Origin of the sequence: Sinomonas sp. G460-2 (assembly GCF_047759905.1) — a bacterium.
GTDB lineage: Bacteria > Actinomycetota > Actinomycetes > Actinomycetales > Micrococcaceae > Sinomonas.
In genome coordinates, this window is record NZ_JBKZWT010000073.1 from 1 (window position 1) to 14,914 (window position 14,914).

Consider the following 14,914-nt stretch of genomic DNA (forward strand, 5'->3'; position numbering starts at 1 on the left):
GGCGGACCTCTTCGACGAGGCGCAGGAGCTCGGGCCCGTGCTGGCGCACGAGCGATTCGCCGAGCAGGGTGGAGACCCGGCGGACGTCCGCGCGGAGTTCGGCCGCCGGGCCGTTGGGGGCCGCGGCGAGGTCGCCGTGGTCGGTCGGGGAAAACGGGGGCATGCGGGCACTCCAGACGGATCGGGGCTCGTACGCGACGCCGGATACTGTGAGCCTGGGAGAGTTACTCAGCGCCAGACACTACCCGAGCCTGAGCTGCGGATGCTCCGCATGTCCGCATGCTGGCCCGGAACTGTTGGGTGTCAAGAAGCTATCCGCTTATTCCCCCGAACGAAGTGCTTCGCTCGGCTCGAGCCGCGCTGCTCGGTATGCGGGATAAATTCCCGCGATGGATCCCGCGGCGAGTGCGGCGGCAATGCCAGCGAGAGGGGCGACGGCGGGAACTACCGTTTGCTGATGCGTCACCGCCGCGTAGGCCAAGGTCGCGACCCCGCCAAACAGAACTCCGCAGGCACCGCCGATCAGGGAAAGAACGATGGCTTCGATCATGAACTGTGCGGCGACGTGAGACCGTCTGGCCCCGAGCGCCCTTCGGAGCCCAATTTCCCGGCGTCGTTCGAGGACCGCGATCACCATCGTATTGGCGATTCCCACGGAACCGACCAGGACGGCCACGGCGCCAAGCCCCAGGAAGAGCCCCGTGAACTGGGTTCTCGCCTTCGCCCGGGCCTCCAACACATCCGATGGGTGCTTCAGACGGACCGTTTCGGGATGCGCCGGGTTCGCGGTGAATGGGAGGACCCGGCTCACCGCTGGGACCTCGTCGGCTGCCGAACGCAGATAGACCTGGGTGGGTTGAAGAGCCGGGTTGAATGCTGATTCGGCCATGGGAAAGCCGATAAGCGCCGATTGATCGATTTCTGGGGCTATGGTCACCGGTTGAAGAATGCCGACTACGGTGAAGTACTCGTGTCCGACATATACGAGAATTCCGGGGCCCGGCGCGTTGATCCCCAAGACATTCGCGGCCACGGCGCCCAAGACGACGGCGGGATAGTGGATCGTGGCTTCAGTGAGGAAGGTACCGGATTCCAAGCGGGCGTCCAGCGTTTTCGGTAGGCCGATTTCGGCGGCGACCACCGAGATCCCGCCCGTATGGATCGCGGGGACCTCAGCCGTCCGCCGGACGCTCGCGCCGTCGATGTAGGCCGTCGCGGTGACGGATTGAACGGGCGGAATCTGGCGGATCATCGCTGCCGCCGTGGACGGCAGGGGTGCCGGTGTACCGGTCATCGTTTGGCCCGCGCCGACGGTCAGGAGGTTTCCCGCTGCGCCCAACTGGGCCAGCAGGTCGGCCTCGGAAGATGCGGAGATGCCAAGAACGGCGACTGCTGCCGCGATGCCGAGCGAGATGCCCAGGGCCGACAGCACTGAACGTCCGGGCCGCGCTTTCAGGCCGAGGAATCCGAGGCGCAACGCGTCGGCAACGCCGAGTACGGATCGCTGCCGCCGCGCGAAGCCTTTCATCGCGCACCAACTCTGATATCGCGTGTGATGCGCCCGTCAACGATCTCTATGCGCCGATCCATCGCTGCCGCAACGCCGGGATCGTGGGTCACGACGACGACCGTCGTCGCGTCCTCAGCCGACTCCGTCAGCACTGACAGGATGGTGGCACCAGTCTGGGTGTCGAGATTGCCCGTCGGTTCGTCGGCGAGGATCAAAGACGGATCGCCGGCGATGGCCCTGGCAATCGCCACCCGCTGACGTTCACCTCCCGAAAGCTGCGACGGCTTGTGGCGAAGCCTGTGGGCCAGGCCAACCCGGTCCATGGCCCGGACTGCGACGGCGACGCGGCTCCGGCGGGTGGCACCCGTGTAGAGCAGTGCCTGCTCGACATTCTCCACTGCATTCAGGTGCTCAAGCAGGAAGAACTGCTGGAAGACGAATCCGATCTCGTGCGATCGCGCGGCACACAATTCCGGCTCTGGGAGGGAGGAGACTTCGCGGCCCGCAAGATACACCGCCCCGGTGGTGGGACGGTCGAGGAGTCCGAGAAGGTTCAAGAGTGACGTCTTTCCGGATCCTGAGGGACCCACGATGGCGACCCGTTCCGAGGGCTCGATCCGCAGGTCCATGGGGTGCAACGCGGCCACGGGTTCCGCCGAGCCGTACGTCTTGCTGACGGAACGAAGTTCGATGAGAGGCGACGAGTTCGCCTCGGAAGAGAGGTTCATGACGACGGCACTTCCACGAGTTCACCCTCGGAAAGGTTTTCTCCCGTGATTTCAACGAGTGACGCAGTAAAGATCCCAGTTCTTACCGCCACGAGGTGACTGCTCCCGCCGTCGCGCACTGAAACGGCATACCCCCCGCCAGCTAGCGCTCGCAGTGCGGTAATTGGTACGGCCAGCACGTGCTGGGCTTGGGCCGTTTGGATATCGACCGACACCGGCGCCTGCTCGAGCCCGATCGCCGGCTGGCTGTTCGCCAAGCTCACGACGATGGGAATAGTTGGACCCGCTTGCGAGTCCTGAGGAGCGGAACTTCGATTCCCGCCAGCCAATGAGATTGACGTCGACACCGATTCCACCCTGCCCGCGACGGTCTGCTGCCCATCGGGCATGGTCACGGACACCTGATCCCCCGCCTTGACCAGATACCTCTGGGCCACGGACAACTGCGCTTGCACGACGATGGTGGTTCCGGTCGTGGTCATGACGGTGCTGCCGGGCTCCGGACGCTGCCCCACGTGGACCGAGTCCTGCTCCACGCGCAGCACGCCGGGCGCAAAGACGACATCTCCCGGACTCACGATGCCGGTCTGGACGACTCCCAGAGCCCGCTGCCAGCGCAGGATCGCCGCAGTCGTATCCCACGTGAAGGTCTGATCAACCACCAGGTTGGATGCGTCCGCGAAGCCGAGGGCGGTGAGGTTCTCCTCGAGTTCCTGCACGTCAGGCCCCGCCGCAACGCCGAGGCCGAGCGTCCGCCACATCGGACGTGCCCCGTAGAACAAGATGACGGGCGCGCCGTCGACCTCATACAGCGACTGTCCGCGCGTGACGACCTGCCCCGGAGACGGCAACGCGGTATAGGCGGTTCCCGCGTCCTGATTGACGACCGGGATTGGCGTGCCGTAGTCCAAGACGCCGGGCACCTGGACCGTGGTGGTCAGGTCGGTTCGGTGGATCGGCGCCGTTGCCAGCTGCCCGATCCCGGCTTGCGGCTGCGGCGCCGCGTGGAGCTGCCCCCAGGTGTAGCCGACAGAAACGGCCGCACCGAGCAGAATCAGGGCGATGGCGACGATGGCTCCCCGGCGGCGCGGCCTGCGCCTCCGGACCTCGGGATCCCTTCGGATGGGCTCGTCAGCCATTGCCCAAATTCTCCAACGTCGAGGCTGCTATTTCGGCGTCGAGAAGGCTTCGGCAGGCTGCTGCCGCTCTCTGGTAGGTCGGGTCCGCCTTGCCCCCGGCAGGCATCTGGCTTGAGTCCATTCCGAACCCGTGGTCCGGCGTATACCCGGTCTGAGGGGTCGGGTCCTTGATGTTCGGCAATCCGTGTTCGCGCAGGCACTCTGCTGCTTTGACCCCGGCTTGGACAAGTTGCGGCGGCGCAGGAGGCTCATCCTCTGGATTGAATCCCGCACGGACTGCCAAGTCGGCGCATGCCGCCTGAACTGAATCCGCCACGGATCTTGGTGCATCTTCAAGACTCCGCCGATCCGAAAAGACTCGGCCATCGGGCGTGAGGATCGGGTCACGGTAATTTGGCACGCCATGACTGCGAATGCAATCAGCGACTGCCCTGACTGCAGCCGCCCGGTCCGAGCTGGTACCGGACCCGGCTGCGCCGCCTTGGGAAGCCGCGCCCGTGCCGCTGCCGAGGCTCGGCACGCTCGGACCCGCCGCGGGCGCCGCGCACCCGGCTGTCAGCATCAGTGCCACTGCACCGAGCATCCCGAATATCCGTCGCACTTGCATGATTGCCTCCGGCTGTCCCTGACGTGTGCCTTCACGATCAGGTCTAACTCCGGACGGATGACATCTGTCCAACAAGGCTGGCGATCACCGTGCGTTCCTGCACCGCGTTATGGGGACGTCATGTGCGTTCTGCGATCATGGCAAATATGCGGATACTCGTGGTCGAAGACCACCAGGTCCTAGCTGACCGCATAGGAGAAGGCCTACGGGACCAGGGCCACGCCGTCGACGTTGTCTACGACGGTGCCGCGGCCCTGGAGGTGACCGCCTATACGAGCTACGACGTCATTGTGCTGGACCGTGATCTTCCTGGGGTTCACGGCGATCAGGTGTGCTCGGAGCTCGTTCGTCGCGACTCCAATGCGCGGATCCTGATGCTGACGGCGGCGGGAGGCGTCGAAGACAAGGTCGAGGGGCTTGATCTGGGAGCCGACGACTATCTCGCCAAGCCCTTTTCGTTCGCCGAGTTGGCGGCGCGGCTGCGGGCGCTCGGGAGGCGCGCCCCGTCGTCGCCTCCCCTCCTCAGCCGTGGCGACCTCAGCCTCGATCCTGCCCGACGTCTCGCGACCCGCGGAGCCAGGCCCCTTCTGCTGACCCGGAAGGAATTCGGCGTCCTTGAGTGCCTGATGAGCGCCGACGGCGCTGTGGTCAGCGCGGAAGAGCTTCTGGAACGAGTCTGGGACCTGAATATCGACCCCTTCAGCAACACCGTGTCTGTGACAGTCGCCCGGCTCCGCCGAAAGCTTGGCGATCCCGCGGTCATCCAGACGGTTGTCGGGAGCGGGTACCGGATATGAGGCTTCCCTCAAGAATTCTTGGCCATCGGTCGGCCCGTTTCCGTCTGACCGTCCTTTACATGACCCTCTTTGCGGCCGCGGGAGCAATCCTGCTGCTCATGACGTACGTGCTGCTGGCCCAAAGCCTGTCGCGTATCCCTGCGACATCGCCGACTACGAGTCCGTCGCTGGACCCCACATTTGCCGCAACGTGCAGCACAGCGACCGACCAGAATCTCATAGAGAAATGCAAGCTGGCCTACGAGCAGGGAAAGCAGGCAGGCGTGATCGATCAACGCACCGCGACGTTGAGTCAATTGCTCGGATTTTCGATGCTTGCCCTGATTCTGACGATCGTCGCGGCGGCAATTCTCGGGTGGTTCATGGCCGGCCGGGTGCTCCGCCCCGTGCGGCTCTTGACGGACGCCGCCCGGCGCGCCTCGCAGGAGAACCTCGCGGAACGCCTGGCGCTCACTGGCCCGCACGACGAATTCAAGGAGCTGGCGGACACCTTCGACCAGATGCTGACGAGGCTGGACACCGCCTTCGCCAATCAGAAACGCTTCATTGCCGACGCTTCGCACGAATTGCGGACACCGCTAGCCGTGATGCGCACGGCGATCGACGTCACCTTGGCCAAGACCGAGCCCACGCGCGATCAACTCAAGGCAATGGCCGAGGACGTGCGGGACGGCGTCGATCGTTCGGAAGCCTTAATCCGGGCGCTCCTGGTCCTCGCCCGGAGCGAAGCCGGAGTTGACGTGAGCGAACCGGTCAATCTCGAACTCATCGCCGAGAATGCCGTCGACGACGCGCGGCCGCACATATTGCGCGCCGGCTTGACCCTCGACACCGAATTTGATCACGCCCCCGTTCTTGGCGATCCCGTGCTGCTCGAACGCCTGACGGCGAACCTTTTGGACAATGCCACCCGACACAACGTTGAAGGGGGCTGGATTCGTCTGAGCACGTCCGTTTCGGGCAGCGGGGTGATCCTTGCAATATCAAACAGCGGCGAGAAGATCCCACCGGATGAAGTGCCCGGCCTGTTTGAACCTTTCCGCCGGCTTGCTACCCGCACAGGTTCGGCTGCCCGCACGAGTTCGCAGCAGGGGTTCGGCCTCGGACTGGCGATCGCCCGTTCCATCGCATCCGCCCATCAGGGGCGGTTGGAGGCGGAGAGCCGGCCCAGCGGCGGGCTCAGTGTGACTTTGAGACTGCCGATGGCCAGCCCCAAACCCGCGCTGCCTCGCCCCGGTAACCTTGAAGGGTGATGAAATCCCCTCTCCCCGTGCGCGACGGCGTCAACGCGACGCGCCTGCGCCTCCCGGAGGAGGGGCCATGGGAGACCGCGCTCGACTACATGCTGCACCGTTGGGGGCACATCGATCCCGAGGGGATCCTTCAAAGGTTCGACGACGGCGAGATCGTCGCGGCGGACGGCTCACCGCTGGACCGGGTCACCCCGCTCGCGGAGCACACGTTCATCTGGTACTACCGGACGCTCCCGGCCGAGGAGCGGCTCCCGGTCGAGCTGCGCGTCCTGCACCGCGACGAGCACGTGGTCGTGGTGGACAAGCCGCATTTCCTCCCCACGACTCCCGGCGGCACGTACATCCAGGAGTCGGCGCTCGTGCGGCTACGCAACGAGCTCGACCTCCCCGACCTCGTGCCGATCCACCGCCTGGACCGCATGACGGCGGGCGTTCTGCTCTTCGCCGTCAACCCCGAGACCCGCGGGAAGTATCAGGTGCTCTTCGAGCGGCGGAAGGTGCGGAAGGAGTACGAATGCGTCTCGATCGTCCGCGATCCCGAGCGTTTCGGCTCGCCCGTCACGGTGCGGAACCGCATGGTCAAGTCCCGCGATTATCTGCTCGCCGAGGTGATCGAGGGCGCGCCGAATGCCGAGACGCGCGTCGAGCTCGTGCGGGCCGCACAAACGGACGACGGCGCCGATGGTCACCCCGCGTTCAAGGCCCTGTTCAGTTTGGAGCCGCACACGGGCAAGACCCATCAGCTTCGCGTCCACATGGCCGGGCTCGGCGCCGGGATCCTCAACGACCCGTTCTATCCCGTGCTCCTCGACAAGGCGCCGGACGACTACGCGCGTCCGCTCCAGCTCCTCGCGCGGGCGATCCGCTTCCGTGACCCGATCAGCGGCCGCGAAACCGAGTTCCGGAGCAGCCTCGAATTGCAGGACGCTCCGGGCAGCTGAACTTGTCGAACTATTGACAATTTCTGTCAATGCCATCAACTTCGTGTCATGACTCTCAGCGAAGCCGTTGGCGAGGCCATTGGCTGGCTCCCCCTTGTGAGCCACACTGGTCCCATGAAGATCGACATCGTCACGGGTGACATCACCACCCGCCACGTCGACGCGATCGTCAACGCCGCCAACAGCTCGCTCCTGGGCGGCGGCGGCGTGGACGGCGCCATCCACCGGGCCGCCGGTCCGGAACTGCTCGCCGCCTGCGAGGAGCTGCGGCGCGGCGACTACCGAGACGGGCTCGCCGTGGGGCAGGCCGTCGCGACCCCGGGCTTCCGGCTGCCCGCACGGTGGGTCATCCACACCGTGGGCCCCAACTGGCACGCGGGAGAGCGCAGCCAGGACCTGCTCCGATCGGCGTTCGCGGAGAGCCTTGCCGTCGCCGACCGTCTCGGCGCGCGGTCCGTCGCGTTCCCCGCGATCTCCGCGGGCGTTTACGGCTGGGACCCGCGCGTCGTGGCCCGCACCGCCATCGACGCCATGCACGCCGCAGAGACCAAGGCCGTGGAGCTCGTGGAGTTCGTGCTGTTCACACGGGACCTCGAGGACGTGTTCGTCGCGGCCGCGGCCTAGCCTCCGCCCGCAGCGAAAAGGGTTGGCGGCGCCCGGCGAGGCTGGAAGCCTGCTCGTGTGAAGCTTCTGGTGTTGGGCGGGACTGGATGGCTCGGCCGCGAGATTGCCGCGAGGGCCGTCGGCGACGGTCACCACGTGACGTGCGTGGCCCGCGGGAGCGGCGTGCCCGGCGGCACAGCTTCGTTCCGTGCAGACCGTGACGACGACGCGGCGCTCCTGCCCCTCGCGGCAGAACGCTGGGATGCCGTGATCGACGTCGCGCGCGAGCCGGGACACGTGCGGCGCGCGGTCCGCGACCTGGCGCCGGTGGCCGGCCGCTACCTGTTCGTCTCCACCGCGAGCGTGTACGCGCCGCAGGCGTCGCCGGGTGCGGACGAATCCGCCGAGCGGGTGCCTCCGCTCGAGGCAGACACCATGAGCGGGCCCGAGGAGTACGGACCGGCCAAGGTCGCGTGCGAAGACGCGGTCCTGACGGGATTCGGGCCGGAACGCTCGTGCATCATCCGGCCCGGCCTGATCGCCGGCCCGGGAGATCCGACCGGCCGCACCGACTATTGGCCGTGGCGCTTCGCCCACCCGGCGCGGCCGGGGGAAATCCTCGTTCCGGACGCGCCCGAACTTCCCGCGGCCGTGATCGATGTCCGCGATCTGGCCGGCTGGATCGTGGGATGCGTCGGGCGCCGGACGAGCGGCATCTTCAACGCCGCGGGCCCGTCCGCACCGTTCCCCGATCATCTCGAGTCGGCCCGGGAGGCCGCGGCGAGCGATGCGGCGCCGGTGGCGGCACCCGAGGAATGGCTGCTCGCGCGCGGCGTGGGCGAATGGGCGGGCCCCCGCTCAATGCCCCTCTGGTTCGCTGACCACTCGATGTACGGCTCGCGCACGCCCTCGACCGAGCGTGCCCGCGCCGCCGGCCTCTCGTTCCGCCCGCTGATCGAGACCCTCCGAGACAGCCTGAGGTGGCTTGAAGCGCAGGGCGACGGCGGCCACAGCGGCGCTGGCCTGACCGATGCCGACGAGCGCGAGCTCCTCGCGCTGCTCGCGGGCCAGGCGGACCGCTAGAACCCGATCGGAACCCAGCGGCCGCGGCGCTGCCGCAGGACGCGGAGGGTGCCCGTCGTCGCGACGTCCTCGACGGCGTCGTGCATCGCGAGCGCCGATTCGCGCGCGGCGGCGGCTTCGTCGTCGTCGGACGCGGCCTCGACCAGAAAGCGCAGGGTGATCTCGGGGATCCCGCGCACCACATCGAGCCGGGTCGCCTCGATGAGGTGCCGCGATGCGAGGGCCTCCTCCGCCGCTTGAAGGACCCGCTCGGGCGGCTGGCCCGGGCGGAGCCCCGTGATCTGCAGGACGGCGCGGAAACTCGGCATAGCGCCACGGTACCGTTAGAAGGGTGACGCTCCAGGATTCACTGCTCGGCTTCGCCGCGCTCGCCGCCCTCATCACGATCATCCCGGGCACCGATACGGCGCTCGTGCTCCGCTACACCCTGAGCCAGGGCCGGCGGCACGCGTACGCGGCGGCGCTCGGCATGATCTCGGGCGCGTTCGTGTGGGGCGCGGCCGCGGCGACGGGCGTCTCGGCGCTCCTGACTGTCTCGACCGTCGCCTATGACGTGGTCCGCTTCGCCGGCGCCGCCTACATGGTGTGGCTCGGCGTGAGCCTCTGGCGCGCCTCCTTTCGCAAGGGCGGCGGAACGGACGACGGCGGCCAGCCAGTCCGCGGGCTTCCTCACCTGAGCTATGAGCCGCTGGGCCGCACGTGGGTGAAGGGCCTCGTCTCGAACCTGCTCAACCCGAAGTACGGCATGTTCTGCATCGCCGTGATCCCGCAGTTCCTCGTGCCCGGCGTCCCGCCCGTGTGGATGGGACTCATGCTGACCGTGGTGAGCAACGTCGAGGCGGTCGTGTGGTTCATCGCGATCGTCGCGGCCGCGCACTTCTTCCGGAAATGGCTCGAGGGGCCGAAGTTCCGCACGTGGATCGACCGCGTGACGGGCACGGTGCTCGGGGCGTTCGGCGTGGCCGCGGTCCTCGAGACGCGCCACGCGTAGCCGGCTGCCCGCTGGGCGTCGCCTGAGGCCTGCCGGCGCCAGGCCCCTAGAAGCCGGCCCCTAGAAGAGGATCACCTGACGCAGGGCGGTGCCGTCCGCGAGGGCGTCCATGCCCTCGTTCACCTGGTCGAGGCCGATCCGGCCCGACACGAGCCGCTCGAGGGGAAGACGGCCCTCCCGCCACATCGACTCGAAGACGGGGATGTCTCGTTCGGGGACGGCGGAACCGAGATAACTTCCGACCACGGCACGTGCACCCGCCGTCAGCGCGAGCGGCTCGATCTGGGACGTGGCGCCGGGGGCGGGCAGCCCCACCGTGACGAGCGTCCCGCCGACCCCGACGAGGCGATAGGCCGTCTCGAAGGCCCTCGGATGGCCCGCGGCCTCGAGGACGAGGTCGGCCTGGACATCCTGTTCTTCGGCCTCGGCGGGCACCAGGCAATCGTGGGCGCCCCACGCCGCCGCGAGCTCGAGCTTGCGCGGCGCGGAGTCCACCGCGACGACGCGGCGGCAGCCGATCGCGAGCGCGGTCAGCAGGCCTGCCATGCCGACTCCCCCGAGCCCCACGACGGCGACCGACGCCTCCGGGGACGCATGGCCGGCGTTGAGGAGCGCGCCGCCTCCGGTGAGCACAGCGCATCCGAGGAGCGCCGCGATCTCGGGCGGGACGTCGCTCCCGACCGGGACGAGCGAGCGGCGGTCCACGACGGCGTGGGTTGCGAACCCGGAGACGCCGAGGTGATGGGCCACCGGTGTGCCGTCAGCCGAAAGGCGTGTGTCGCCGCCGAGGAGCGTTCCGGCCGCGTTGCTCTGGGATCCGCGCGAGCATGGAAGCCGCCCCTCAGTCCGGCACTCCCGGCATTCGCCGCAGCGGGGCAAGAAGGTCAGGACGCCCAGCTGGCCGAGCTCGAGGCCCTCCACGCCGGGCCCGCACTCGACGACTCGGCCGGCCGCCTCGTGCCCGAGGAGCATCGGCACTGGACGCGGCCGGGTCCCGTCGACGACCGAGAGATCGGAGTGGCAGATCCCTGCGGCCTCGATCTTCAGGAGGACCTCTCCCGGGCCAGGCGCCTCGAGGTCGAGCTTGCGCACGGCAATCGGGCGGCTGGTCGCATAGGGGCGTTCCCCGCCGATGCGCTCGAGCACCGCTCCCCGCACCTTCCGGACGGCTGCTTCCTGCGGCTGGACTGCAGATGCGCTCACTGTTCCTCCTCGAGAAGCGGGCCGGGGACTCTCTGCGCCACCCTAGTACGCCGCTGGCAGTACGCCGCTGGCCGTACCCCTCTGGTCTGGGCGCGGCCCCTTCGGCGCTCGGGGACAGTTGCTGCCCGAAAAAGATCTGGGCATACGCGGCCCGCCACGGCATGCTTGGGTGCATGACTGAGACGATCGCCGAAGGTGCCGACAAGGACGCCCAGCTGCTCGCCCGCTGGCAGCGTTTCCGTGACAACCGCAACGCTGCCCTGGCCGAGGATCACGGCTGGCTGACTCTGACCTCGTTCCAGTGGCTCGAGCCCACGCCGTCGCCGGTTGAGCTCGTCCCGGGGCTGTGGTCCACGTCGGAATCTGTGGGACTTGAGGCCGCGGTGCTCACGGCCCACGCGGACGAGGGGCTCGTGTTCGACGAGGAGGGCGATCCCGTCGACGGGACGTTCAGCGCTCACCTGACCGAGGACGAATCGCTCAACTGGGTACGCTACGGGAGCATCGTCGTCGAGCTCGCGATGCGGGGCGGCCGGTACGCGATCCGCACGCGCGATTCGCAGTCCCCCACGCTCACGGAGTTCCGCGGCGTTCCCGTATACGACTACGCCCCAGAATGGGTCATCGAGGCCCACTGGGAGCCTTACCCAGCGCCGCGCGACGTGCCCATCTCGACCGCAAACCCGCTCGTGGAGGGCGTCCACCGCTCGGCGGGCGAGGTCGTGTTCCACCGTCACGGCCATGAGTACCGGCTCCAGGCCGAGCAGGGCAAGCTCGGGGACCTGACCATCACGTTCCACGACGAGACCAACGGCTCCACCACGGACGACTGGCGCAAGGTCACCGCCGCCAAGCCCCGTCCGGACGGCACCGTGGTCCTCGACTTCAACCGGGCCATCAACTATCCGAGCGCGTTCACCGCGTACGGGACGTGCCCCATGCCGGTCAAGGACAACTCGCTCGACCTCGCGATCGAGGCCGGGGAGAAGATGCCCGAGTCCACCAACTGAGTCGTCTCGCGTCAGCGGATCGCCGAGACCCCTGTGATGTCGCGGCCCGCGATGAGCGTGTTGACCTCGAAGGTGCCCTCGTACGTGTAGACGGCCTCGGCGTCGGCGAAGATCTTGGCCATGCGGTAATCGGTCACGATCCCGTTGCCGCCGAGGATCCCGCGGCCCAGCGCGACCGTCTCCCGCATGCGCGCCGTCGCCCACGCCTTGGCGAGGGCGACGCGCGGCATGGTCGCCTCTCCCTCGTCCTGGAGCCGGGCGAGCTGGGCGAGCATGGCCATCGACGCCGTCGCGTTGCCGAGCATCTGCGTCAACTGCCCCTGGATGAGCTGGAACGAGGCAACAGGCCGCCCGAACTGCTGACGCTCCACGGCGTACTGCCGGGCGACGTCGAAGGCGGCGAGCTGCTGCCCCACCGCCTGCCACGCGACGAGGAGGCGCGAGCCGAGGAGCATCGTCCGGGCCTCGTCGAACGTCGAGATGCCGGGAAATCTGTCCGCCTCGGCGACCCGCACGCCGCTGAACGTCAGGTCCGCGTTCTGCACCGTCCGGAGCGCGATCTTGTGCTCGATCCTGGTCCGCTTGAGCCCCGGCGAATCGCCCGCGACGATGAAGCCGCGCAAGGCCCGCCGCGGATCCGGGGCGGCGGTGTCCCGGGCCCACACGAGCACGTGGTCCGCGAACGTCCCGTTGCCGATCCAGCGTTTGGCGCCGTCGAGCACCCAGACGGCGTCGGCGCCGTCGCCCTCTCGGCGCGCGGTCAGCGAGAGCCCGCCCGCCACGTCGGAGCCGTGATCGGGCTCCGTGAGCGCGAACGCGCCCGTGGTGCGCAGGGCCGAGGCGTCGGCGAGGTAGCGCTCGCGCTGCTCGGGGCTGCCGAACTCGCACAGGCCCTCGACGAAGAGATCGTGGTGGACCATGAAGAACGTTGCGATCGAGGTGTCCGCGCGCGTGAGCTCCGCGATCACGAGGCCCTGGAAGAGGCGCGAGTACGCGGGGCGGTGCGGGAGGGACCGGTGCGGCGTGGACAGGCCGAGCGCGCCGAGCTTCGGCACGAGATCGAACGGGAACTCCTCGCGGTCCCACCAGCCCTGCGCGTGCGGAGCGACCTCGGCGGCGAGGAACTCGCGCAGCTCGGTGAGCTTGGCGCGCTCGCGGGGGTAGAGGAGCGCCTCGACGTCGTAATAGTCGGCGGACGGGAGGCCGGCGGACCCGCTCACGGTCAACGGGGTGCCATTCGGATGGCGCCGTCGAGGCGGATCGTCTCGCCGTTGAGCATCGCGTTGTCCACGATGTGGGCCACGAGGTTCGCGTACTCGGCAGGGCGCCCGAGCCGTGCGGGGTGCGGGACCTGCCTGCCGAGCGAGTCTTGGGCCTCCTGCGAGAGCCCTGCCATCATCGGTGTCTCGAAGATCCCGGGGGCGATCGTCACGACGCGGATCAGCGAGCGCGCGAGCTCGCGCGCGATCGGCAGGGTCATGGCGTGCACGGCGCCCTTCGACGCGGAGTACGCGGGCTGGCCGATCTGCCCGTCGAACGCGGCGACCGAGGCGGTGTTCACGATCACGCCGCGCTCCGGACCGCCGAGCTCGGTGGTCACGGGCTCGGTCTCGACCATCGCTGCCGCGGCGAGGCGGATCACGTTGAAGGTGCCGAGCAGATTCACCCGGATCACGCGCTCGAACTGCTCGAGCGGCAGCACACCCTCGCGGCCCAGAACCTTGCCGGGGGTGGCGATTCCAGCGCAGTTGACCACGGCGCGGAGCGGCCCGAGCTGGGACGCGCGGTCGACGGCGGCGCTCACCTGGGCCTCGTCCGTCACGTCGGCGGGCACGAACACTGCGGGCGCACCCGCCGCCGAGAGTTCCTCGGCGAGGCGACCCCCCGCCTCCTCGCTGCGACCCCCGGGAAGGTCCACGAGGACGATCGCGGCCCCTCCCTCGTGCAGCCGGCGCGCCGTTGCGGCACCCAACCCCGATGCGCCGCCGGTGATCAAAGCCGTCGCGCCACTGAGCTCCATTGCCCCTCCAGTTAATGTTGACTAACTGGGGCCCATCTTAGCGACCGTGACCGTGCGCGTCACCGTCCGATTTCCTCGACCGCCGCCGGATCCTCACCAGCTTTGAACCGCGACGCACGGCGCGTCGGCGGGGACACGCCGTCGTCCGTCTGCGGTGACCCATGAAAGCTGGTGAGATTCCCGCGCCGGGCCGCTACCGTAATCCCGTGAGCAGCGACCCTTGGGCTGTGCGCGCAGCCACCGTGGCGGAGCAAGTCGGCGGCGCCTACGGACATCGCCTCGCAGGACTGCCCGGGACGTGGATCGGACGGATCGATCTCCCCGGCGCCAGGCCGCGGCCACCGTGGGGCGAGTGGAACTACTGGTGGCAGGCGCACTTCGTGGACTGCCTCGTCGACGCGGCGCGGCGCGAATGGCACCTTGCGAGCGAGCCGCCCAGCGCGCCGCCCAGGTGGCTCTCCCTCGCGCAGCGGGTCATCCGGACCATCCGGCTGCGGAACTTCGGGCGCTTCGAGAACCTGTTCTTCGACGACATGGCGTGGCTCGCTCTCGCCGCCTCCCGCGCCGAGCGGCTTTCCCGCGAGATCGGCTCGGCGGGCCTTCCGCCCGCGGCGCGCGCGGCCGAGGTGCTTGGCCGGAGGCTCGTGTCCGGGGACACGCTCGACCTCGGCGGCGGCATGTTCTGGAACACGAAACGTCAGTACAAGAACACGGCCGCGACCGGTCCCGCCGCGCTCCACTTCGCCCGCTCCGACGATCCGCGCGCGCGGCGCCGCGCTCAGGCGCTCGTCGACTGGCTCTTCGAGAATCTGCTCGACCCCTCGAGCGGACTGTTCCTCGACGGGATCGACCTCCGCCGCGACAAGTCCGGGTACCTCACCACGACCGTCAACCACGACGTCTGGACCTACAACCAGGGCCCGATCCTCGGCGCCCTGCTCGAGCTCGGGGGCGATCCCGGGACCGAGCCGGGGGCGTCGAACCTCGAGCGCGCGGGGCGGCTCATCGAGGCGATCGCGGCTGGGCTCA

Annotated in this window: 15 protein-coding genes; 8 read left to right on the forward strand and 7 right to left on the reverse strand. The window is 68.7% G+C overall.

All coding sequences use genetic code 11. The features are described 5' to 3' along the window. Window positions 1–319 precede the first annotated feature (319 nt). From ACLN58_RS09455 to ACLN58_RS09465, 3 genes are read right to left on the reverse strand one after another with little or no spacing between them, the layout of a single operon-like run. Window positions 320–1,528 (reverse strand): ABC transporter permease, encoded by a 1,209-nt coding sequence (locus tag ACLN58_RS09455; RefSeq protein WP_415855005.1) that lies wholly within the window; start codon window positions 1,526–1,528, stop codon window positions 320–322. After that, window positions 1,525–2,238, reverse strand: coding sequence for an ABC transporter ATP-binding protein (locus ACLN58_RS09460; protein WP_415855006.1), 714 nt, complete (start codon window positions 2,236–2,238; stop codon window positions 1,525–1,527). Before ACLN58_RS09460 ends, ACLN58_RS09455 begins: the two co-directional genes overlap by 4 nt. Next, window positions 2,235–3,377, reverse strand: coding sequence for a peptidoglycan-binding protein (locus ACLN58_RS09465; RefSeq protein ID WP_415855007.1), 1,143 nt, complete (start codon window positions 3,375–3,377; stop codon window positions 2,235–2,237). The genes ACLN58_RS09460 and ACLN58_RS09465 overlap by 4 nt, the downstream gene beginning before the upstream one ends. A gap of 753 nt (window positions 3,378–4,130) precedes the next feature. Between ACLN58_RS09465 and ACLN58_RS09470 the strand changes: the two genes are divergently transcribed. The 5 genes from ACLN58_RS09470 to ACLN58_RS09490 all read left to right on the forward strand — a co-directional run bounded on the left by ACLN58_RS09470 (window position 4,131) and on the right by ACLN58_RS09490 (window position 8,661). Further along, window positions 4,131–4,781 (forward strand): response regulator transcription factor, encoded by a 651-nt coding sequence (locus tag ACLN58_RS09470; RefSeq protein WP_415855008.1) that lies wholly within the window; start codon window positions 4,131–4,133, stop codon window positions 4,779–4,781. Between the two features lie 59 nt (window positions 4,782–4,840). Further along, window positions 4,841–6,034: a sensor histidine kinase gene (locus tag ACLN58_RS09475; protein ID WP_415855009.1), complete on the forward strand. Its 1,194-nt coding sequence runs from the start codon at window positions 4,841–4,843 to the stop codon at window positions 6,032–6,034. Next, a complete protein-coding gene (locus ACLN58_RS09480; protein WP_415855018.1) occupies window positions 6,034–6,975 on the forward strand; it encodes a pseudouridine synthase in 942 nt (313 codons plus the stop codon). Before ACLN58_RS09475 ends, ACLN58_RS09480 begins: the two co-directional genes overlap by 1 nt. 114 nt (window positions 6,976–7,089) lie before the next feature. Beyond that, the gene (locus ACLN58_RS09485) at window positions 7,090–7,599 is read left to right on the forward strand and encodes an O-acetyl-ADP-ribose deacetylase (RefSeq protein ID WP_415855019.1); all 510 of its coding nucleotides are present in this window, start codon (window positions 7,090–7,092) and stop codon (window positions 7,597–7,599) included. 57 nt (window positions 7,600–7,656) lie between these two features. Further along, window positions 7,657–8,661, forward strand: a complete 1,005-nt coding sequence (locus ACLN58_RS09490; protein WP_415855010.1) for an NAD-dependent epimerase/dehydratase family protein — start codon at window positions 7,657–7,659, stop codon at window positions 8,659–8,661. Here the strand turns inward: ACLN58_RS09490 and ACLN58_RS09495 are convergent. Further along, complete coding sequence (locus tag ACLN58_RS09495) at window positions 8,658–8,969, reverse strand: hypothetical protein (RefSeq protein WP_415855011.1); 312 nt, start codon at window positions 8,967–8,969, stop codon at window positions 8,658–8,660. The genes ACLN58_RS09490 and ACLN58_RS09495 overlap by 4 nt on opposite strands. Window positions 8,970–8,992: 23 nt before the next feature. Between ACLN58_RS09495 and ACLN58_RS09500 the strand changes: the two genes are divergently transcribed. Next, window positions 8,993–9,652, forward strand: coding sequence for a LysE family translocator (locus tag ACLN58_RS09500; protein WP_415855012.1), 660 nt, complete (start codon window positions 8,993–8,995; stop codon window positions 9,650–9,652). Between the two features lie 60 nt (window positions 9,653–9,712). On the opposite strand, the gene ACLN58_RS09505 is transcribed toward ACLN58_RS09500, so the two are convergent. Next, window positions 9,713–10,855 carry an alcohol dehydrogenase catalytic domain-containing protein gene (locus ACLN58_RS09505; protein ID WP_415855013.1) on the reverse strand — a complete coding sequence of 381 codons (1,143 nt, stop codon included), beginning with the start codon at window positions 10,853–10,855 and terminating at the stop codon, window positions 9,713–9,715. Window positions 10,856–11,028: 173 nt separating this feature from the next. On the opposite strand from ACLN58_RS09505, the gene ACLN58_RS09510 reads away from it, so the two are divergent. Next, on the forward strand, window positions 11,029–11,865 hold the full coding sequence (locus ACLN58_RS09510; RefSeq protein ID WP_415855014.1) for a DUF1684 domain-containing protein: 837 nt from the start codon (window positions 11,029–11,031) through the stop codon (window positions 11,863–11,865). An 11-nt stretch (window positions 11,866–11,876) separates the two neighbouring features. Here ACLN58_RS09510 and ACLN58_RS09515 read toward each other — a convergent pair whose 3' ends face one another. Together ACLN58_RS09515 and ACLN58_RS09520 are read right to left on the reverse strand one after the other, a co-directional pair. Further along, window positions 11,877–13,085, reverse strand: a complete 1,209-nt coding sequence (locus ACLN58_RS09515) for an acyl-CoA dehydrogenase family protein (protein ID WP_415855015.1) — start codon at window positions 13,083–13,085, stop codon at window positions 11,877–11,879. 2 nt (window positions 13,086–13,087) lie between these two features. After that, entirely contained in the window at window positions 13,088–13,885 is a 798-nt protein-coding gene (locus tag ACLN58_RS09520; protein ID WP_415855016.1) for an SDR family NAD(P)-dependent oxidoreductase, read from the reverse strand. A gap of 206 nt (window positions 13,886–14,091) precedes the next feature. On the opposite strand from ACLN58_RS09520, the gene ACLN58_RS09525 reads away from it, so the two are divergent. After that, window positions 14,092–14,914: glycoside hydrolase family 76 protein (locus ACLN58_RS09525; protein WP_415855017.1), on the forward strand; the 823-nt coding region annotated here is incomplete at its 3' end.